This window comes from Streptococcus phocae (genome assembly GCF_001302265.1).
Classification (GTDB): domain Bacteria; phylum Bacillota; class Bacilli; order Lactobacillales; family Streptococcaceae; genus Streptococcus; species Streptococcus phocae.
In genome coordinates, this window is the sequence record NZ_LHQM01000015.1 from 1 (window position 1) to 20,081 (window position 20,081).

General features: G+C 46.4%; 18 protein-coding genes. 1 reads left to right on the forward strand and 17 read right to left on the reverse strand.

Annotation, left to right across the window (positions count from 1 at the left end):
* Positions 1-41: 41 nt before the first annotated feature.
* From AKK44_RS04640 to AKK44_RS04655, 4 genes are all read right to left on the reverse strand, one after another.
* Positions 42-710, reverse strand: coding sequence for a fructose-6-phosphate aldolase (locus tag AKK44_RS04640; RefSeq protein ID WP_054278722.1), 669 nt, complete (start codon positions 708-710; stop codon positions 42-44).
* Between the two features lie 33 nt (positions 711-743).
* Complete coding sequence (locus tag AKK44_RS04645) at positions 744-3,161, reverse strand: glycyl radical protein (RefSeq protein ID WP_054278723.1); 2,418 nt, start codon at positions 3,159-3,161, stop codon at positions 744-746.
* Between the two features lie 203 nt (positions 3,162-3,364).
* Positions 3,365-4,321 carry a sugar-binding transcriptional regulator gene (locus AKK44_RS04650; protein WP_054278724.1) on the reverse strand — a complete coding sequence of 319 codons (957 nt, stop codon included), beginning with the start codon at positions 4,319-4,321 and terminating at the stop codon, positions 3,365-3,367.
* Between the two features lie 18 nt (positions 4,322-4,339).
* Positions 4,340-5,086: a DeoR/GlpR family DNA-binding transcription regulator gene (locus AKK44_RS04655; protein ID WP_054278725.1), complete on the reverse strand. Its 747-nt coding sequence runs from the start codon at positions 5,084-5,086 to the stop codon at positions 4,340-4,342.
* A gap of 127 nt (positions 5,087-5,213) precedes the next feature.
* Here AKK44_RS04655 and AKK44_RS04660 point away from each other — a divergent pair, with 127 nt between their 5' ends.
* Positions 5,214-5,987 carry a glycyl-radical enzyme activating protein gene (locus AKK44_RS04660; protein ID WP_054278726.1) on the forward strand — a complete coding sequence of 258 codons (774 nt, stop codon included), beginning with the start codon at positions 5,214-5,216 and terminating at the stop codon, positions 5,985-5,987.
* A gap of 107 nt (positions 5,988-6,094) precedes the next feature.
* On the opposite strand, the gene AKK44_RS04665 is transcribed toward AKK44_RS04660, so the two are convergent.
* The 13 genes from AKK44_RS04665 to AKK44_RS04725 all read right to left on the reverse strand — a co-directional run bounded on the left by AKK44_RS04665 (position 6,095) and on the right by AKK44_RS04725 (position 19,513).
* Entirely contained in the window at positions 6,095-7,138 is a 1,044-nt protein-coding gene (locus AKK44_RS04665) for a BMP family lipoprotein (RefSeq protein WP_054278727.1), read from the reverse strand.
* Between the two features lie 258 nt (positions 7,139-7,396).
* Positions 7,397-8,689 carry an adenylosuccinate synthase gene (locus AKK44_RS04670; protein WP_037594938.1) on the reverse strand — a complete coding sequence of 431 codons (1,293 nt, stop codon included), beginning with the start codon at positions 8,687-8,689 and terminating at the stop codon, positions 7,397-7,399.
* Between the two features lie 302 nt (positions 8,690-8,991).
* Entirely contained in the window at positions 8,992-9,615 is a 624-nt protein-coding gene (locus AKK44_RS04675) for a V-type ATP synthase subunit D (RefSeq protein WP_054278728.1), read from the reverse strand.
* 28 nt (positions 9,616-9,643) lie between these two features.
* Positions 9,644-11,023 (reverse strand): V-type ATP synthase subunit B, encoded by a 1,380-nt coding sequence (locus tag AKK44_RS04680; protein WP_037594935.1) that lies wholly within the window; start codon positions 11,021-11,023, stop codon positions 9,644-9,646.
* Between the two features lies 1 nt (position 11,024).
* Entirely contained in the window at positions 11,025-12,800 is a 1,776-nt protein-coding gene (locus AKK44_RS04685) for a V-type ATP synthase subunit A (protein WP_054278729.1), read from the reverse strand.
* A gap of 109 nt (positions 12,801-12,909) precedes the next feature.
* A complete protein-coding gene (locus AKK44_RS04690; protein ID WP_037595443.1) occupies positions 12,910-13,230 on the reverse strand; it encodes a V-type ATP synthase subunit F in 321 nt (106 codons plus the stop codon).
* Complete coding sequence (locus AKK44_RS04695) at positions 13,220-14,230, reverse strand: V-type ATPase subunit (protein WP_054278730.1); 1,011 nt, start codon at positions 14,228-14,230, stop codon at positions 13,220-13,222. Before AKK44_RS04695 ends, AKK44_RS04690 begins: the two co-directional genes overlap by 11 nt.
* An 11-nt stretch (positions 14,231-14,241) precedes the next feature.
* On the reverse strand, positions 14,242-14,826 hold the full coding sequence (locus AKK44_RS04700; protein ID WP_054278731.1) for a hypothetical protein: 585 nt from the start codon (positions 14,824-14,826) through the stop codon (positions 14,242-14,244).
* A 71-nt stretch (positions 14,827-14,897) separates the two neighbouring features.
* On the reverse strand, positions 14,898-15,377 hold the full coding sequence (locus AKK44_RS04705) for a V-type ATP synthase subunit K (protein WP_037595440.1): 480 nt from the start codon (positions 15,375-15,377) through the stop codon (positions 14,898-14,900).
* 1 nt (position 15,378) lies between these two features.
* Positions 15,379-17,379: a V-type ATP synthase subunit I gene (locus tag AKK44_RS04710; RefSeq protein ID WP_054278732.1), complete on the reverse strand. Its 2,001-nt coding sequence runs from the start codon at positions 17,377-17,379 to the stop codon at positions 15,379-15,381.
* A complete protein-coding gene (locus tag AKK44_RS04715; RefSeq protein WP_054278733.1) occupies positions 17,369-17,692 on the reverse strand; it encodes a hypothetical protein in 324 nt (107 codons plus the stop codon). The genes AKK44_RS04710 and AKK44_RS04715 overlap by 11 nt, the downstream gene beginning before the upstream one ends.
* A 410-nt stretch (positions 17,693-18,102) precedes the next feature.
* Positions 18,103-19,125 (reverse strand): PTS fructose transporter subunit IIC, encoded by a 1,023-nt coding sequence (locus AKK44_RS04720; protein WP_037595437.1) that lies wholly within the window; start codon positions 19,123-19,125, stop codon positions 18,103-18,105.
* Positions 19,126-19,141: 16 nt separating this feature from the next.
* The gene (locus tag AKK44_RS04725) at positions 19,142-19,513 is read right to left on the reverse strand and encodes a RidA family protein (RefSeq protein WP_054278734.1); all 372 of its coding nucleotides are present in this window, start codon (positions 19,511-19,513) and stop codon (positions 19,142-19,144) included.
* Positions 19,514-20,081 lie beyond the last annotated feature (568 nt).

The following is a 20,081-nucleotide window of genomic DNA, read 5'->3' on the forward strand; positions in this document are numbered from 1 at the left end:
ACTTTTGGGGTGCAGTTCAGTGTTCTAGGGATTTTTTGTAATTAGATACTGTGACGGTTGTGGATGGCTGCCCAGTCGCTGCCAAAATCGTCAACGGCTTTTTGGATAGCTGGCATGGCAAAGCCTGCCTCAAAGACATCTGGACCCGCGGTGATGGCTTGGGCGCCAAGGGCAAAGGCCTTGTTGACTTGACCAACATTTTTAAAACTAGCTGCCAGAATCTTGCTAGATGAGCCAGTACGGGCAATTGCCTGGGCGAGTTGCTCGATGACTTCGTCTGGGTTAATGTTGAGGTTTTCCATACGGTTGTAGTATGGGGCGAGGTAGTCTGCGCCTGCCTCAATGGCTAGCAGTCCTTGGAAAGTGGTGTAGATGGCAGTTGCTGTGATGTGATACCCTTCTGCCTTTAAGGTTTTAATGGCCGCTAGTCCCTCAGTGGTGACTGGGACCTTGATGTGAACATTGTCCCCGCAGTGGTTACGGATTTGAGCAGCATCTGCTAGGATGCCGTCATAATCCTGTGCCACTACCTGTACGTGAATAGACGGTGCCTCCCCAATGATGGCGCGGACATCCTTAATCCGTTGGAAAAAGTCGATGTCGCCTTCTTTTTTAGCGATGGTTGGGTTTGAGGTGACCCCTGCTAAGGGCAGGATGTGGCTCCATTTTTTAATGGCGTCTAAGTTTAAAGTGTCTAACATATATTCCATGAATTTCACGCTTTCTGTGCTGTTTGTCTAGGCTTAAAAAATATGCTCAGTACGCTCGATGATGTCGTCTTGGGTAGCTTTTGACAAGACGTTGAAGAAGGCTGAGTAGCCTGCCACACGGACAATCAAGTCACGGTGCTTGTCGGGATTTTTTTGAGCGTCAATCAAGGTCTCACGAGAGACCACATTGTACTGGATGTGGTAGCCGTGTAGTCGGTTAAAGAAGGTGCGCAAGAGCGCCATGAGTTTCATTTTGTCTTCTTCTTTGGCTAGGGTTTGTGGGTTGACTTTTTGGTTGAGAAGGACACCGCCTACGATTTCGTCCGTTGGTAATTTTGAGACGGATTTGAGGACTGAGGTTGGGCCTTTTTTGTCCATGCTGTGCTCTGGTGAGCACCCTTCAGCTAGCGGAGTGCCCGCATGACGGCCGTCTGGTGTGGCTAGGGTACCTTTTCCTTGACCGACATTGGCTGATATTGAGGAAGTCCCTGAGTAGCGGATGCCACCGATTGGCCCACGTCCATAGCGGGTATTTGGATACTTAGCTATCTCATCGATGTAGGTTTCATAGGCTTCAACCACAAGGCTGTCTGCGTAGTCATCATCATTGCCATATTTCGGTGCGTCATTGATCAGCATCTGACGGATCTCCTCACCACGCGCCCCTGCAAAGTCTGTCTCTAGGGCACGCCAGAGCTCTGATGGAGTAAGGCGACCTTCTTCGAAGACTAATTTTTTCAGCGCTGCTAGTGAGTCTGACAGGTTGGCAATTCCCACTTGTAGGCCAGAGATATAGTCGTAGACAGCTCCGCCTTCTTTTAGGGTCTTGCCTCTACCGATACAGTCATCGGTCAAGGCTGAGCAAAGAATATCTGGTACCTCACGCTCAAGGCCTAGGTCGATGGCATTTTCAACGATGACGCTCATGCGAGTGATTTCTCGCAAGGTAGCGTCCCAGGCGGTTTTGAGCTGGGCGTAGTCGGTCATGTCGGTAAAGTGCCCATGTCCTGTGGCAAAGCGCTTGCCTGATGCTGGGTCAATTCCGTTATTCATGGTAATCAACAAGATTTTAGGGAAGTTGATGTAGCTCATGCCGGTACAACGATAACCCCATTTGCCTGGAACAGCGGTCTCTACACAACCAATGGCTGAGTAGTCATAAGCGTCCTCCTCTAGGACACCTTTTTTGATGAAGGAAGGGATAATGATTTCGTCATTGTTCATGGCTGGCATGCCAAAGCCTAGTTTCATCACCTCGATACACTCATTCATAAAGGTATTGTCCAAGCCTTTGTGGTAGCGCACGGTTAGGTTTGGTTGTGGCAGTTTAGTCTGTGCCACACTGCGCAACACTAGGTAAGATAGTGGGTTCACCGCGTCTTTTTTATCACGGGTTTGGCCACCAATGGTCACGTTTTGGTAAAGAGGGCTACCTGCTGATGAGAAGGTGTGGGCTTGGCTGCGGACTTTGTTAATGGTCAGGGTCTTTATCCAGAGGTTGGTCAAGCGCTCAACAATAGAGTCCTCTGTCTCACGACCTGATGTCAAGTCGGCCTCAACATAAGGGTACATGTACTGGTCAAAACGCCCATAAGACAAGGAATGTCCATTAGACTCAATCTGCAAGACACACTGGATAAACCAGACCGCCTGCACAGCCTCTGCAAAGGTCTCAGCTGGGTGGTAAGGAACCTTGTCACAGATGCGCGCAATCTCAAGGAGCTCTGCTTGACGCTCTGGGCTAGCTGTTTGAGCTAGCTGTCTTGCCAATTTGGCATAGCGCTCTGCATAGGTCTTGACCGCATCAATCACGATAAAGACAGAGTCGTAAAAATGGTATTTGTCAATACTTTCTGGAATGGTCAAATCAAGGGCTGCCTTGGCTGCACGCGCTTGTTCTTCAAAACCTTTTAACCCCAAGGTCAAGAGTTTTTGGTAGTTGACTGCCAAATGAGCATCCCCTGAGTTCATCTTGCCTTCCATGCCAAAGAAGCCTGTTTCCATATAGACTTGGACTTCGTCTGGCAAGAGCACGCCACAGCGGGCACGCAGGTTGTTGTTTTCCCAGAAAGGAGCAATCTCACGCAACTGCTCTTTGGTTTCTTCGGTGATGTAAAATACATCGCCATCTCGTTTTTCAAAGAGGTCTAGCTCGTTCATGACAAACTCTAATGTGTACTCAGGGAAAATTGGGGCATCTTTGTTTGAGGACGCTTGGTTTCCTGCGATCAAACTTTCGTCTTCGATGTAGATGGTCATGTTTTCCAAGATGTTTTGCAACATGTAAGCTCGTTTGAGGTTAGCAGGCTTGTTGAGGTGCTTTTTGTAGGCCTGGGTGACCAGGATAGCACGCTCTGCATCAATGTAAGGTTTTTTATCTAAAACAGCCTCGCGGTAACGGTTCATTCTGTCGGTGAGTTGCCCAAAGTAAGAAGGTGTTGTCGCAGTCATAGTCTGTCTCCTATTTTCTTTCGTAAATACAAATCTTTCTTTCGTAATTATTTTACCATATCTGTCTGTGTTTGCACATCTCTACCTAGGAATTCAAAGACTTGTTTGAAATTGCACGATTGTGCAATTTAGCGTTAGCTTTTTAGCTAAACCCAACAAAAAAAGCCAGAAAAGGCAGAGCTTTTTTGGCTGATGACATGAGATTAGTCTACATCTAAGGCTAATACCGCCTCTATGGTAGCCTCATCTGTGATGAGATGACTGATAAATCCTGCCTTTAAGGCAGCTAGAATGGCTTTTGCCTTGGACTTTCCTGCTGCGACAGCAATTGTCTCAGGCACACGCGACAGTTGGTCAAGACTAATGGCAATCGTGCGGTTTTGTAAATTTTGGTGGACGGGGTTCCCTGTCTGGTCAAAAAAGCGGCAGCAAATCTCACCCACTGCTCCCTCGACTTGGAGCTGGCTGATGTCCTCGCTAGACAGCAAATCCCGCCACTGGCTGTCTGCCGTCTGAGCTGGCTCGCCACCAATACCAATCAGAGCCATGTCTAACTCTTGCCAGCAGGCTGAGATGCTCTCAAATGGTTTGGAGGTCAGTATGCTCTGAGCCTCTGTGGCATCATTTTGCAGCACGGTGGCATTGATAAAAGCTCCCTGACTGTGGAAAACTCTGGCCAAGCGGTAGACCAAGGTATTGACGTGATACTTGGCATTGAGGTGACTGGGCCCTCCAGCTAGGGGACAGATAAGGCTGTCTTTGACCACTTTTGCATCTAGCTTATCCACAATCGCTGATAAGGTCGCTCCCCAGGATAAGCCAATGTTGTCGCCTTCTTTGACCCTGCTACGCAAGATGGCTGCTGCAGTGGTGGCCAGGGCTTCTCTGATTTCTCTGGAGCTGGCATCTGCTGGGTGGCTGACAAGGTCAATTTTGTTCAGCCCATAGCGGTTTTTCACGCGCTCCTCAAGGGCAAACAAATGACTATCTGCTGTTGCAATCTCGATTCGCACAAGCCCCTGTTCCCTAGCGGTAGCTAACATTCGGCAAACAGTGGTGCGATAAATGTCTAGCTCTTTGGCGATGGTCGTTTGGCTCTTGCCCTCAATGTAGTGCAGGTAAGCAATCTTTGCTAGGAGGCGGTGGCGGTCTTCTTTCATCACGTGCTTCTCCTTTACCTAGGACACAAAGTCCATAACAATGTCATGTCCTGCCAAAAGCTCCTGTGTATCCGGGTCAAGGCCTGTGTCTGTGATGATACGATTCACATCCTCGAGAGAGAGCTGGTGAACCAGGCTAGGCTTGGTAAATTTGCTGGAGTCGGTCAAAATAATCAACTGCTCAGCGGCTTCTGCCATATACCTGACCCCTTCTGAGCGCATCATGTCCTTGCCCATAAATCCCACTTCAGGGTCAAAGCCATCTGTGCCAATAAAGACACGGTCAACGTGAAATAAGGAAATCATTTCCTTTAACAAGGGGCCTACGGTCACTTCAGAATTGGGCTGGTAGTAACCACCCAACAGTAAAATCTGACAACTGCTGTACTGGCGAATGTAGCTGGCAATAAAGCAGGAATTGGTGATAATTTTGATGTTTCGTTTGGTTTGGCAAAGAACCTCTGCTAGCAAGGCACAGGTGGAGCCAGATTCAATCATGATGGTGTCGTTGTCCTGCACCAACTGGGCGGCACGCTCTGCGATGCGCTGTTTGATGTTGTGATTATAGGACAAGCGCACGTTTAAATCGTCACCACTATTTAGCACGGCGTAGCCATGCTCACGCCTTAAAAGGCCCTTACTTTCAAGCTTATCAAGGTCTTTTCGAATGGTCACCTTGGAGACTTTTAGCTGTTCAGATAGGGTATTGACATCTATTTTTTTCTTTTGTGATACGAGTTGGATAATTTGTTCTAAACGGTTCATGGTTCACCTCTTTTTTTTCATTATATCAATTATGCCCTTAAAAGAAAAGCTGAAATCACTTTCATTCGTAATTGATTTATTTACGTTTATTTGGTATGATTAGGGTGTAATGAAAGGAATAGCAGTTATGACCACAACAGGCATCGTGTTTAATATCCAGCATTTTAGCATCCATGACGGGCCAGGTATACGGACCACGGTCTTTCTCAAGGGCTGTCCCTTGCGCTGCCCATGGTGTGCCAATCCCGAATCACAACAAAAGGCTCCTGAGGAGATGCTGACAGTTGATGGGAGTAAAACCGAGACTGTAGGGTCACTAAAAACCGTTGATGAGGTGATTGACGAGGTCTTAAAAGACATTGACTTTTACGAGGAGTCTGGAGGGGGCATGACCTTATCTGGTGGCGAGCTGTTTGCCCAGTTTGATTTTGCCTTAGCCTTGCTAAAGGCTGCTAAAAAAGCAGGGCTCCACACAGCTATTGAGACAACAGCCTTTGCCAAACACGAGCAGTTTGTATCGCTTATCGACTACGTGGACTTTATCTATACCGACTTAAAACATTATGACCTCCTCAAACACCGTGAGGTAACTGGTGTGCGCAACAACCTTATCATCAAAAACATCCACTACGCCTTTGCCGCTGGCAAGGAAATCGTGCTGCGCATTCCTGTAATCCCAGATTTTAATGACTCGCTAGAGGATGCCAAGGCCTTTAGTCAGCTTTTTAACCAACTAAATATCAATCAGGTACAGCTCCTGCCTTTCCACCAGTTTGGCGAAAACAAGTACAAACTATTAGGGAGAGACTATCAAATGGCTGAGGTAAAAGCCTACCACCCCGAAGACTTACAAGACTACCAAGACGTTTTTCTAGACCATGGCATTCATTGCTATTTTTAGACACTATCATCACCTGCAATCAAAAAAGCACCTGGCTTCCTATAAAAGAGGAAAGCAGGTGCTTTTTATGCGGCATCATCTGTTCAAATGATTAAAATGCGCTAAGCTTATTTTTCTGCAACAGTGATGTCGCCTTTGATGATTGCTTTTTTAGCCGTTTCAACAGCATTTTTAGTTTCTTTTGGTAGGGTATCTGTTAGCAAGTTAACGCCACCTTCTTTAAGACCAAAGGTTGTCACTTTGCCACCAGGGAAGTTGCCCTTGCTTGTTTTTTTAGCAAATTGGCGGAGGGCTTGACCGACTTCTTTGATACTAGAGGTCAAGACAAAGTTAGCTTTTTCACCGTCTTTAGACGTGTAATTGCCTTCTTCTCTTTGGTCGCGGTCAACACCGATAACCCAGACTTTGTCTGCTTCGTTGCGTTTTTCGTTGATGCTTTTTGCTTCGTTAAAGACACCAGCTCCTGTTCCGCCAGCGGCTTGGTAAATCACATCTGCGCCTTCAGCGTATTGGGCTGCGGCGATGGTTTTTCCTTTGGCAGCATCTGCAAAAGATCCAGCATAGGTTACTCTGACCTTGATGCTTGGGTCAACAGCCTTGACACCTGCCTCAAATCCGGTTTCAAAACGTTTGACAACCGTGCCTTCCATACCACCGACAAAGCCGACTTGTTTTGTTTTGGTTGTTTTTGCCGCAGCAACACCTGCTAGGTAGGCTGCTTCGTTATCTGAAAAGGTGATGCTTGCGACATTTGGCTTGCCTTCAATGACGTCATCAACAATGGCAAAGTTACTGTCAAGGTTGTTCGCAGCAGCTTTTTCTACCGCGTCATGTAGAGGAAATCCAATTCCAAAAACAAGGTTGTAACCACTAGACACTGCAGAGTCAAGGTTGGTGGTGTACTCTGATTCGTTGCTTGATTGGAAATAATCAAAGCCTTGGCCTTTGGTCAAGTTGTTGTCCTTGCCCCAGGCTTTTAGCCCTTCCCAAGCAGACTGGTTAAACGATTTGTCGTCAATCCCTGTCTGATTCGTAATCATAGCCACTTTGAGTTTTGGCTCTGATGCAGAGTTTTTAGAGCGGTTTGAGCACGCACCAAGCATTAACAATGCGGTTGAAGCTAGTCCAAGGGTTACCATTTTTTTGTTCATGTGATAATGAACCTCCTAAATTTTTAATAATGTGATGTTCGATGAGAATTGTCATTCTTTCCGGTCTTGTCAAAGAATGAGGAATTAGTATAGCAAAAATTCCAATGAGAGAACACTCTTTTTTTCAAAAAATCTTATTTTTGGTGCAAAATCCGAACCTTTTTGGATCTTTTTGCGTGAAAGTACTTTATTGTGATGGTTACAGCTGCTAACTAGAAAAGAGACCGACACAATGCACTGGTCCGATCTCTAATGTTATTATATGGATGCCCAAACACTTTCTAAAATGTTGGTTTGTTCACGGCCTGGGCCGACAGAGAAGGTCGAAATGCGAACACCAACCAGCTCACCGACACGGCGAACATAGTTGCGAGCATTTTCTGGTAGATCCTCTAAGCTACGGACAGCTGTAATGTCCTCAGACCATCCTGGCAACTCTTCGTAGATAGGTTTGCAACGCTTGAGTTGCTCGAGACTTGCTGGATAATGGTCAATACGCTCACCGTCCAGGTCATAGGCCACACAGATTTTAACCTTGTCAAGACCTGACAAAACGTCAATCGAGTTGAGTGACAGATTGGTAATACCTGACACGCGACGGCTATGGCGCATCACAACAGAGTCAAACCAACCCACACGACGTGGACGTCCCGTAGTGGTGCCATATTCATGCCCGATGTCACGGATGCGATCACCGACTTCGTCAAATAGCTCTGTTGGAAACGGTCCGTCTCCAACACGGCTGGTGTAGGCCTTGCAGACCCCAACAACCTTGTCAATCTTACTTGGGCCGACACCTGATCCGATGGTCACTCCACCAGCAACAGGGTTTGATGAGGTCACAAATGGGTAAGTCCCTTGGTCGATGTCTAGCATCACGCCTTGTGCCCCTTCAAAAAGGACACGCTTACCTGAGTCTAGGGCGTCATTTAGGATAACTGAGGTATCTGTCACGTATTGTTTGATTTGCTGACCATAGGCATAATACTCTTCAAAAATGGTATCAAAGTCTAAAACCGTGCTGTCATACATTTTTTCAAACAAGCGATTTTTTTCTTCTAGGTTGATTCTTAGGCGCTCCGCAAAAATGTCTTTGTCCAAGAGGTCAGCGATACGGATACCGATACGCGCCGCCTTGTCCATGTAGGCAGGGCCAATCCCTTTGATGGTCGTGCCAATTTTGTTGTCGCCTTTTGAGTTTTCTTGTAATTGATCAAGCTGAATGTGGTAAGGTAAAATCACGTGCGCACGGTCTGAGATGCGCAGATTTTTCGTGGTCACTCCTTCATGATGTAGGTAGGCCAACTCTTTTACCAAAGATTTTGGGTTAATCACAACACCATTACCGATAACCGAGATTTTTTCGGGAAAGAAAATGCCCGATGGAATCAAATGCAATTTGAACGTTTTGCCGTCAATAACGATTGTGTGTCCAGCATTGTCACCACCTTGATAACGTGCAATCACCTCTGCATCTGCAGATAAAAAGTCAGTGATTTTTCCTTTACCTTCATCACCCCATTGGGTACCAACTACTACTACTGATGTCATATATTCGATATAGGCCTTTTCAGCTGCCGAATAAGGCCTTCACCTTTCTTGATAAATATGGCAGGAATCTCACCTGCAAGTATATCTTACACTTCATTATAGCAAATAATGATTTTTCTCGCCAACTTTCCACGGCATTATTAAGAAAAAAGATAAAATGGCATTTTCCTTTTCCTGATTCTTCTTAAAAAAACGAACATTTTAGCTTTGATTTCTGCTAATCAAAAGCATCTGACTTCCTTTAAAGGGAAATCAGATGCTCGGTTAGGCTAAAAGACTGTTTGGTTGTGTGCCTGCTGGACTTATTTGACCTTCATGATCCGCACAAGATTTGCCCGCTCAGCTTCTTCGAGCTTGAGCTCGATGTAATGAATGGTTTCTTCTAACTGCGGGATGATCGAATACTCCAAGCCATTCACACGACGGCGTGTTTTTTCGATTTCGTCTGCCATCAGTTGGCAGACTTTTTCGATTTCTGCTAAGCGCAGGAGCTTATCTAAGAGCTTGTCCATTTTTTCGATGGTGTTATCCATTTGGCTATTAGATGCGAGGTAGCTATACGAAAACTCCCCTTGCTCACTGTCTTTGGCGTCGTTTGCTTGCACGTGAAACTTGGGCACATGGACGCTCATGATGTTTTCAACCTCTATAAAAAGGTCAACGTCACGTCGAGGAACTGCAAAGAGCTCCTCAATCATGAGGTCGTTTTTGAGAGACTTTGCTAGGACAAAGTCTTGCATGTTGGCCACCAGAGCTTCCTCGACATCACGGCGCAGGCTGTTGTTTTCCTGAATGAGGCCGACAAAGCGGCGCATGAGCTCGTCACGCTTGTCTTTGAGCAGCTTATGGCCACGTTTGGCGGTTTTGAGACGATTTTTTAAATTGCTCAACTCCATGCGAGTGGGTTTGACATTTAATCGTGCCATCAGCGTCACTCCTTTCTGTAACGATCAATCACTGGGCTGGTAGGTACTGGTCAAGCATGTCATCTTTGATGCGTTTGAGCTCAGTTCGCGGCAAGATGGACAGCAGTTCCCAACCTAGATTGAGGCTGTCTTCGATGCTACGGTTGGTGTAGAAACCTTGATTGATGTATTCTTTTTCAAAGCGGTCTGTAAAGGCCACATATAGTTTATCCGTGTCAGAAAGGGCTGACTCACCAAGAACCACGGCAAGTTCTTTGGCCTGCTTGCCTTGGGCATAGGCGGCAAAGAGCTGGTTCATGGTTGCGGCGTGGTCACCACGTGTTTTACCTTCGCCTGACCCTTTGTCCTTGAGACGTGACAAGGATGGTAAAACGTTAATCGGAGGGCGGTAACCACTGTTATAGAGTTCATTTGATAGGATAATTTGCCCCTCAGTGATGTAACCTGTCAAGTCTGGAATTGGGTGAGTGATGTCGTCTTCTGGCATGGTCAAAATTGGAATCTGTGTCACAGAGCCTTTTTTGCCGACCAGACGACCCGCACGCTCGTATAGGGTTGACAGGTTGGTATAGAGGTAACCTGGATACCCACGGCGTCCTGGCACCTCACGACGGGCTGCAGAGACTTCACGCAAGGCCTCACAGTAGTTGGTCATATCTGTCATGATGACCAAGACGTGCATGTCTTTTTCATAAGCCAAATACTCCGCTGTGGTCAAAGCGATACGAGGGGTCGCAATCCGCTCAATCGCTGGGTCATTGGCTAGGTTCATAAAGAGGACAGAACGGTCAATGGCCCCTGTTTTACGAAGGTCTTCCATGAAAAACTCAGCCTCTTCAAAGGTGATTCCCATGGCTGCAAAAACCACGGCAAAATTCTCATCTGAGTTCAAAACAGTTGCTTGGCGGGCAATCTGTGCTGCCAACTCATTGTGCGGCAAGCCTGACCCTGAAAAGACAGGGAGTTTTTGCCCGCGCACCAAGGTGTTGAGGTGGTCGATTGCTGAAATACCAGTCTGGATAAACTCATCTGGGTAGTCACGCGCCACTGGGTTAATGGCTTGGCCATCAATGTCTAGATACTTTTCAGCAATCAACTCTGGACCACCATCGATTGGTTTACCCATGCCATCAAAGATACGGCCAACCATGTCTTCTGACACGGCCAATTCCAGAGGGTGTCCGGTAAAGCGTACTTTGGCCTTGGCCAAGTTGATGCCGCTAGAGCCTTCAAATAATTGTACCATGGCTTTGTCATCATGGACCTCGAGGACCTGCCCTTGGCGCGTCTCACCGTTGTGTAGCTTGATGTCAACCAATTCATTGTAGTGAACACCAGCTACCTGATCAACAATCATCAAAGGTCCAACTACCTCACTGACTGTCCGATATTCTCTAATCACGCTCATCTCAGATACCTCCTTTCTCTAAAATCTGATGAATGGCAGTTTTTAAGGTGTCCGATAAGGCTAGGATGCTGTCTAGGTTGTCTTCAGAGACAAACTTGCTTCTGGCAATGCGGTCTCTGACCTCGACAGTTCCCTCCATAATCTCTGTAAAGTAAGCCCCTAGCTCCAAAGCACGGCTAGCTTCCTCGTTAAAGGTCAAGATATTAGTCAACATGGCCTCTTGCTTGCGGAATGACGTAAAGGTGTCTACCGTGTCAAAGGCATTTTGTTGCAAGTAGTCCTCACGAATCTGACGAGCGACCGCCATGGTCAGGCGGTCTTGCTCAGAAAGGGAGTCAAGCCCAACCAAGCGCACAATTTCTTCTAGACTAGACTCGCGTTGCAAGATGCTCATGGCTAGGGTGACTTTCTCAGCCCAGTTGGTGCCTTGTTGCTTGTCAATGTAGCTGCCAATGTCATCCTTATACAAAGAGTATGAGCTCAGCCAGTTAATCGCTGGGAAATGGCGGCGTTGCGCCAAAGGCGCGTCCAAGCCCCAAAAGACTTTGACGATACGTAGCGTGTTTTGGGTAACAGGCTCTGAAATGTCTCCTCCAGGAGGCGAAACTGCTCCGATAGCGGTGATGGTCCCTTCACGGCCATCGCTTCCTAAGGTACGAGCACGGCCTGCACGCTCATAGTACTCCGCAATACGGCTACCAAGATAGGCTGGGTAGCCCTCATCCCCAGGCATTTCCTCTAAACGACCCGACATCTCACGCAAGGCCTCAGCCCAACGAGAGGTAGAGTCTGCCATGATGGCTACGGAATAGCCCATGTCACGGAAATACTCTGCAATGGTAATCCCTGTATAGATGGACGCTTCACGCGCTGCCACAGGCATGTTAGACGTGTTTGCAATTAAGACCGTGCGTGCCATGATGGACTGACCAGTATTTGGGTCTATCAATTCAGGAAACTCATTCAAAACGTCGGTCATTTCATTACCACGCTCGCCACAACCAACGTAAATCACGATGTCCACATTGGCAAACTTAGCCACTTGGTGCTGAACGACCGTTTTACCCGCTCCAAAAGGACCTGGAACAGCTGCCGCACCACCTTTTGTCACAGGGAAAAAGGTGTCAATAACACGTTGTCCTGTAATCAATGGCTCAACAGGAATGAGTTTTTTAGCGACTGGTCTGGCTTGACGGACTGGCCATTTTTGCATCAAGGTTCCCTGGTAAATAGAGCCATCTGCTTGCTCGATTTCATAAATGATGTCATCGACCGTAAAATCTCCCGCCTGAATGGTTTTTAGTTTTCCTGCCACCTTAAAAGGCACCATGATGCGGTGTTCGATAACGGCTGTTTCCTGAACAGTCCCTACAATGTCTCCTGCCACAAGCTCACACCCCACCTCGACACTCGGTGTAAAGGTCCATTTGACCTCACGGTCAAGACTAGGAATGTCAACACCACGGATTAAAAAATCACTCTGTGTGACCGTTTTAAAGCGGTCTAGCGGGCGCTGAATCCCATCAAACATCTCTGAAATCAAGCCTGGTCCCAACTCAACAGACAAGGGACTTCCTGTCGTAATGACAGGCTCGCCTGGGCCGATGCCAGACGTTTCTTCGTAAACTTGTATAGAAGCTTGGTCACGGCGCATTTCAATAATTTCACCAATCAAACCAAGATGCCCAACACGGCAGATATCTTGGATATTTGCTTCTTCCATTCCAGAAGCCACTACCAATGGTCCTGAAACTTTAATAATTTTTCCTTGACTCAAGGTTTTCCTCCTCATATATTCTGAATGAAAGACCCTTCTGCCACCATGAACTCTGATGAAAAGCCCCGCCTAAGCAAGGACTCTCCTCAGAGTGGTGAGAAGCTGCGTCTTACAATATGTTTTGACCGACAGCCTTTTCCACATTGTCCTGTACCCGTTTTAGACCGATTCCTAAAGACCCCTTATGGGTAGGAATCAAAATCAGGGCAGGCTTTAGCTGGCTATCATAATAAGCAATTGTCTCTGGAATTTCAGCAGCAATATCTTCTGTTAAATAGATAATCCCAAAATCCTCTCGTGCTAATTTTCTCAGGGTATTGATGGCATCTTGTGCTTGTTTGACCGGAAAGGTTTGAAAACCAATCATGCGAAAGGGCAAAATAGCATCTCGACAACCAACCACACCAATTTTATGGGTTTTACTGACCATAGATCGGCCTCATCCTTTCTGTTACAAGTGTCATTGGCAGTTGATTCACCATAGCAGACAAAAGCAGGCGCAGATTGGTCACTTCCATTTCTTTGCCTAGTAGAAAGCGTGCTAGGCTGTAAGGACTGTCGCTCGTGTATTTAGCCTCATCAAAGAGATGAAAGAGCAAGTCGTCTGCCAAATGTTCCAAGTCTACTGCGGTAATGGTGCCCTGGCGTATCTTGTCCTCATAGCTTTTGAGAGCCAGCGAAAAGTCATTGCCGTTGAGCTGATGATACCACGCAATCATATCCTCACCAGAAGTTAGGGAGATATAGTCCTGACTAGACAGGCTCGCCTCGTCTGATAAGAGTTGTTTCATAAAGCTGACGGGCTTGTGCTGATCACGCGCACGCCTGACGGTAATCATGTTGTAAAGGTCGATGATAATGGTCACTGCTTTTTGGAAGCGCGTGTCTCCAAGCGCCTCAGCAATCAAGGTCAAGTGCTTGAAATAGGCTAAATCAGCACCAATTTCAAGCACGCGCAAATCTTGATAGTCCTGATAGTCTGACCAGATGCCCTGTAATTCTGTGATGATGGTTTCTGGAAAGGCATCTGAACTCAGAGTCGTCACCAGATGGTCCAGAACAGGCAACTCTGGCTCGCCAATCGGCAACAAGAGCCTGCTCATGTCTTTTTGACAGGCTTTTGCCTTTAAAAGCACTTTAAGGTTGTGATAGGTGTACCTGAGAGACAAGAGCTGAACGATGCCCTTGTTAGGAGTTTCCTCATAGGCCCACTGATAGGTTTTTATCAGCTCTGCCATCAGGCTTTGCTCAATCTTGTCCAAATCGTCCAGGTCGTCCTCAGACAGTTGGTAAGGGGTTGATTGCAGCAAAATGGCCATGCTTTTTTTATCACTCGCCGCAAGGAGTTTGTCAAAATGTTGCGGGGTGATGAGGTCTTTTTCTTTGACGCTGATGCTTGTGTTTATCTGCGAAAATTGATTGACATCCATAATACGCACTCCTAATTTTCGTTGAACAAAACAGTAGCAATCAGGGTTCTTTCTGTTTTAAAGACAGATGCTAACAGATCGCGGTAGAGGTAGTTGTCATCAACCTGACCGACAGATACCACAAAGCCCGCTTGGTTGGCAATAACAGTTTCTGCCATACTGGCAGTCGAAAATTGCTCTTGGAGTTTGGCTAAGCCTTCTTGGCCCAGTTTGGCCTTGGTCAGCTCTCCTAAAGTTACTTGGATAGCTTGATCCTTGTAGCCCTTTAACAAACGGGTGACAAGCTCTAGCTCTTCTTGATGAGACAAGTCTGCCATGGCTACGGCTGTCGCCTCAAAGAGCTCACGGATGGCTTCTTGCTTAACGGCTAGTAGGGTTTGGTGTTCTTGGTGTTTGAGTTGTTGTTTATCGACTTGAAAGCGCAGGTCAAGCTCTTTGAGCTGACGATTTCGCTTGCTTTCTAGATCGCTTAAGAGTTTTGTTTTTTGCGTTTGAAAATCCGCTTCTATTTGAGCACTTGCTGATGCTAGCATGGCTTGCCCTTCTTGGGTCGCCTGCTCAATAATGGCGTTTTTTAAGGTTGTAATGTCACTCACATACAGTTCCTCCTTCTCCTTCAGATTAGGCCACGGCAATGGCCTGGCTGTTGTGATTTAGCAACACATTGTTAGCCGATTTTGATGTAAAGAAGAAACGAAACAACAAAGGCAAGAATGGCATAAGTTTCAACCATAGCAGCTAAGATAGCGCCTTTCATATAGTCTTTAGGACGTTTTGCCAAAATTTGCATGCCTGCTACCGCAACATTTCCTTGGTGTTTTGCTGAAAAATAACCCACAAGTGCAATCGGAAGGGCAACAAAAAGGTATGCGATGCCTTTATCAACTGAAAGGTCTGGTGTTAATTTGATGTAAATCATCAATCCAATAACAAACCCATACAAGCCCTGTGTCCCTGGCAACAGTTGCAAGATCAAGGCTGAAGAAAACTTCTCTGGCTCTTCTTTTAAAAGCGCTGCCGCTGCTTGTCCGCCCTTACCAACACCATAAGCTGAGCCCATACCACTCAAGGCTACTGCTAAAAAGATACCTAAGGCTCCAAAAAAGATACCGCCGTTTGCTGTAAAAAAGTGTGCTAAATGTTCCATGTTATTTTTCCTCCAATTGTGTTTCTTGATTGATTTTGACGTATTTCTCGGCCAGTGTGAATGGGGTAAAGGCTTTGCCTCCGCCTTCGTAAAATTTGCCGAAAAACTCTACGAAGATTAGACGGGCACCATGAACATATCCTGATAACATCGACAAGAAAAGGTTAATCATATGTAACAGGATAAAAACGATAATGCCAATGCTAAAGCGCCCTATCGGTGGGAAAATCCCAACAATCATGTTAAAGGCTGAGCCAATACTTGCCCCAGATAGGCCCAAGGCCATCAAGCGTGTAAAGCTCACCATGTCGCCTAGAAAAGCGCTAGCGCCATATAGGTTATAAAGACCACTGCCTAAGCCAGACAAGCCCTTGGCCTGGATAACCGAGGCCAGAAGAATACCGACCACATTAACAATGGCCAAAAACTTGCCGATAACTGTGAGATAAGCGAGCCCTGGTAAAACATTTCCCAGAATCAAAAGCAATATCCCAATCAGGATAAAGACCCAAGCAAAGCCCGAATGGTAGGCCCCGGCATAGTCTTTCATCCGATATTTTTGAAAACCGCCTAACAAAAGACCGAAAATCAAGGTCACAAAGCCAAAGACCAATGACAAGATGATAATGCTGATGATATCTGACTTGGTAGATAAAAGGGCAACTGGTAGCTCAAAGCCAAAGGCAGAGCCATAAATCAAGCCCCAAATGGCAACCGAGATTCCTAAAAGGTTGAAGAACTTGAGTGAGCGTCGGCTTTCCTTAGACAATGTAAAGGCCCTTAGTGCCAAAGCAGTCAGCAGATACAACAAGACCCCATAGCCCAAATCAGCTACCATCATGCCAAAAAAGGTAAAGTAAAAAGGTGCTAAAAAGGGTGTCGGGTCCTTTTCGTGATACTTAGGCAGGGCATACATCTCTGTGACCATCTCAAACGGCTCAACCAGAGCGTGGTTGCGCAGTTTAATTGGCACTTGCTCCCAGTCTTCTTTTGGAACCTCGCTGTCCTTGACGTAAATGGCATCGCCAAAGCGCCTCGCAATCATCTGGCGGAGCTTGCCGAGATGGCAGGCCTCAACCCAGCCTTCGAGAGCAACCAAATGCGCCGTGCTGGCTAGTTTTTGCTTGGTTTTTTGACGCAGGTAGAGACTGAGGATATAGTCGGTCTCGACTTGCAAATGCGCCAAGTTCTCCTGTGAAACCGCGAGTTGCTCAAGCAGGCCCTTGCGTTCGTTTTGCATGGCTACTAACTGCTTGTTAAAAATGGTCAGCTGGTCCTTGGGCAAAGCCTTATAGGCATAGGTCAACGGTTTAAACTGATAGCTGTCCAAATCAGGCTGGTTCTTGTTGTTCCAAAAGACAATCACACCGTATTCGAGGGCAGTGCGAAAGACCTCTTCGACCTCGATATCACGATTGGCCATCAAACCGTGGTAAAAACTATCATCCTTGGTACTTGGGATAGTCCCAATCCTAGCTGAAATAAATCGGCTATTGGCCAGCTCATCAGGCAGGACATTGAGTTTTTCCCACTTACTGACCTCATCTGCCTGTTGCTGGAGAGAGGCCATGCCTTGCTCCAGCTGTTTGAGCCTGGTAAGTTTCCCCTTGACCTCTTGGAGGACATTCTGGGCTTGGATTTCTAGTGCCTTTTGCTCAAAAGCCTCAAAAGACAGGCTCCTTTCAGGCTGACGCAGTGAGGCAATCTTGCCTAGTTTTGGTAAAAAAGCCTCAAGCTGTGCCATGCACTGCTCCAATTCATCCTGCCGTTGCAATAAATACTGCAGGGCATCTTCTCCCATGAGGTCATTGTGACCATGACCTGATTGGTAGTAGAGTTGTGGCAAGGTGACACGCTTTTCCTGATAGGCTTCACGCCAATCGTCCAGCTGCTTGAGGTCTCTAACCTCGACGAGCTGGGACTGCTGGAGGGTCTCTAACAAGTCATCCACAACTTCTTTGCCACCAATCAGAGAAAGCTTTCTCATTTGACTAATGGCCATATGTTTCTACCACCTTATCCACCATCTGCGTGATCAAGTCTGCTTTTTTGCTTGCCAATAAGGATTGGATACTTGCGGTCTGTTGTTCAATCGTTTGTTCCACGTCCTGTGTCAACTGTTTTTTGTGCTGAGCAAGCAAGGCTTCTTTGTCCATCACTAATTGTTGCGTTTCTTGTTCATAATGCTTGGCAAGCTCTTCTAGCTCTCTTTGCCGCTGAGCAACCAAGTCTTTTTTTTGAACGTCGTAGCTGTCGTAAACACGCTGAGCCTCCTGCTCAATGCTACTCATAATTGATAAAATCGATGTTGTCACTTACTTAACTCCTTACATTTATCGTTTCATGCCATTCATTTCCACACAATGACCCAAAAAAGGCTAGAAAACAAGACCCATTTAAGGGCGCTACCTCATGCTAGAGGAGCGTCTCTTAATATGGATCTGTTTTAATCATAGTATTCTGGCGTTGTCCTTGGCAAAAAGCTCTGCTAAGGAACAACCCTATTCTTTTGTGGTGAAGACTAATTGCTATTGGTCTTCTTGTTGATAAGATGTCTGGTCTCATCTCTAAGAGGATAAGCAGTCATGACATTGAGGACCCTTTAGCCCCAAATAGCGTCGCGGGTAACAGCGATCTCTCCCAGATGGCTGCTCCCTATTTAGGGCTTAAAAGTCCTCAATACCTGTCAAATCATAAATTATTTTTACGATACCAAAATGGTACCTTAGTTATCCATCGCTTGGAGTTCTTGCTTAGTAATCAGCTTAAAGTTTTTAAAAACCGTTCCGCCGATAAAGCCTGCGATGAGGCTCAGCACGATACAGCCTGCAGCTGTGATCAAAACCTTGGCTAGGGGATTGTAGGCAAACATCACCGCAAAGCCAGCAATCGGGGTTGCTGTTCCTGGTGTGTCATTGACCAGTTTCATCAAAGCAATCAAGATTCCACAAGCCGCCCCGCCCAAAAAGTTGGTCGTATAAATCGGAATCGGGTTGGCAGAGGTGACATCGGCCTGCGTCAAGGGCTCGATGGCAAAGGCAATATTGTCTTTGCGCTCTCCTAGTTTAAGCTTGTGGAACAAGACACCATTTAGAAACGACGAGCCAAAGACTGACAAAGCTCCAATCGCCATAGGCATCCCTGTCAAACCGAGCATGGCTGTCAAAGCCATTGATGACAAGGGAGCCGTCGCCACAACAACAATCGTCCCTCCGAGGATAATCCCCATCACAATCGGATTGCTATTGGCACTAGAGGTCAAAATATCCCCAATGGTGAGCAAGGTGTTCTCAATGACTGGCGTGATGAGCTTGGCCAAGGCCCTGGTTAGGGGGGCTCCGATAATGATGATCGAAATCAAATCCAAACCACCAGGGATGTTTTTTTCCATCCATTTAATCAGAAACGAAACCACATACCCCGCAATAAAGCCTGGAATAATCCCTGTCCCATAAACGGACAAACCGACCAAAACGGCATAGCCTGGACTAACACCCACTGCAATCGCTACTAAAATGGCTGCTGCAACACCTGATAGTGAGCCGTTGGCTGCGCCAACCTCACTCAAAAATTGAAAGCCTAGAACCTTTCCGAAAAAGGAATCCTGAAAAGCCTCTACCAGAAAGGAGGCACATGCTGCCGAAGCCAAAGCCCCCATCGCCTTAGCCCCATAAGGTGCCTTGTAGTTAAACAAGGTAAATATCGCTAAAACAAGAATTAAAAGACCCGTCCCAATCATAATATCCATCTTATATTCCACCAATCTATTGTGTGTTCTGTGTTACTGTTGCCATTGCTTCTACCTCTATCAGAGCCTCTTTTGGCAGACGAGCTACCTGGTAGGCTGTCCTGATTGGATAAGGCTCCGCAAAGAGCTCTCTCATCACCTGATTGAGCACCTCAAAGTGCGACAAATCAGACAGGTAAATGGTCAATTTAAAGACCTGAGCAAAATCAAGACCCTGCTCCATTAAAATGGCACGGACATTGGCAAATGCCTGACGGCACTGAGCCTCAAAGCCTTCAGCCAAAAGACCTGTCTCTGGAATCACTGGCAACTGACCAGACGTGTACAGGACATTTCCCTGAATTGTATATATTGAATAAGGCCCAATGGCTTCTGGGTATCTTATCATAATGAACCTCCTTTAATGTATAGTTAGATTTTACCTGAAACCGAATACACATTCAATGAAAAAATTATACATTTAATCATTTTTTATGATGCCGCTGAGCTATTTAATTATAGTAGAAACCATCATAATCCATGACAGGAAGTTCAATAGGCACAAAGATGTCGTCACCCCTAATCACAAAGAAGTTCGTGGGTCGACCTTCGTGATCACACAGAGTGACGACAAGCAAAGATACAGGCTGTCCATCAATAAATCATTCGAAAAACAAAGATCTCACAGCACAAATGCTTGGGATTGCTAAATTTGTCCGTGCCAGTTAACGGCTTTCTCAGACAAGGACGCCACCGTCAGAAAGTCATCGTGGAGATTGTGTCAAAGCTTTCTGACAAAGGGTCCAAAGGCAAGGTCAAGAAACCCGCGCACCCGCACCAAAATCAATCTGGCCATTCGGTAAAGAATACCCTAGTAATGATAGGCATCTATCGCTACTAGAGTATTCTTTTTTTGTACTGTTTATAAAATAAAGGAGGTTGACAGATGGAAAAGGGAATCCCTTTTTATCTCGTTC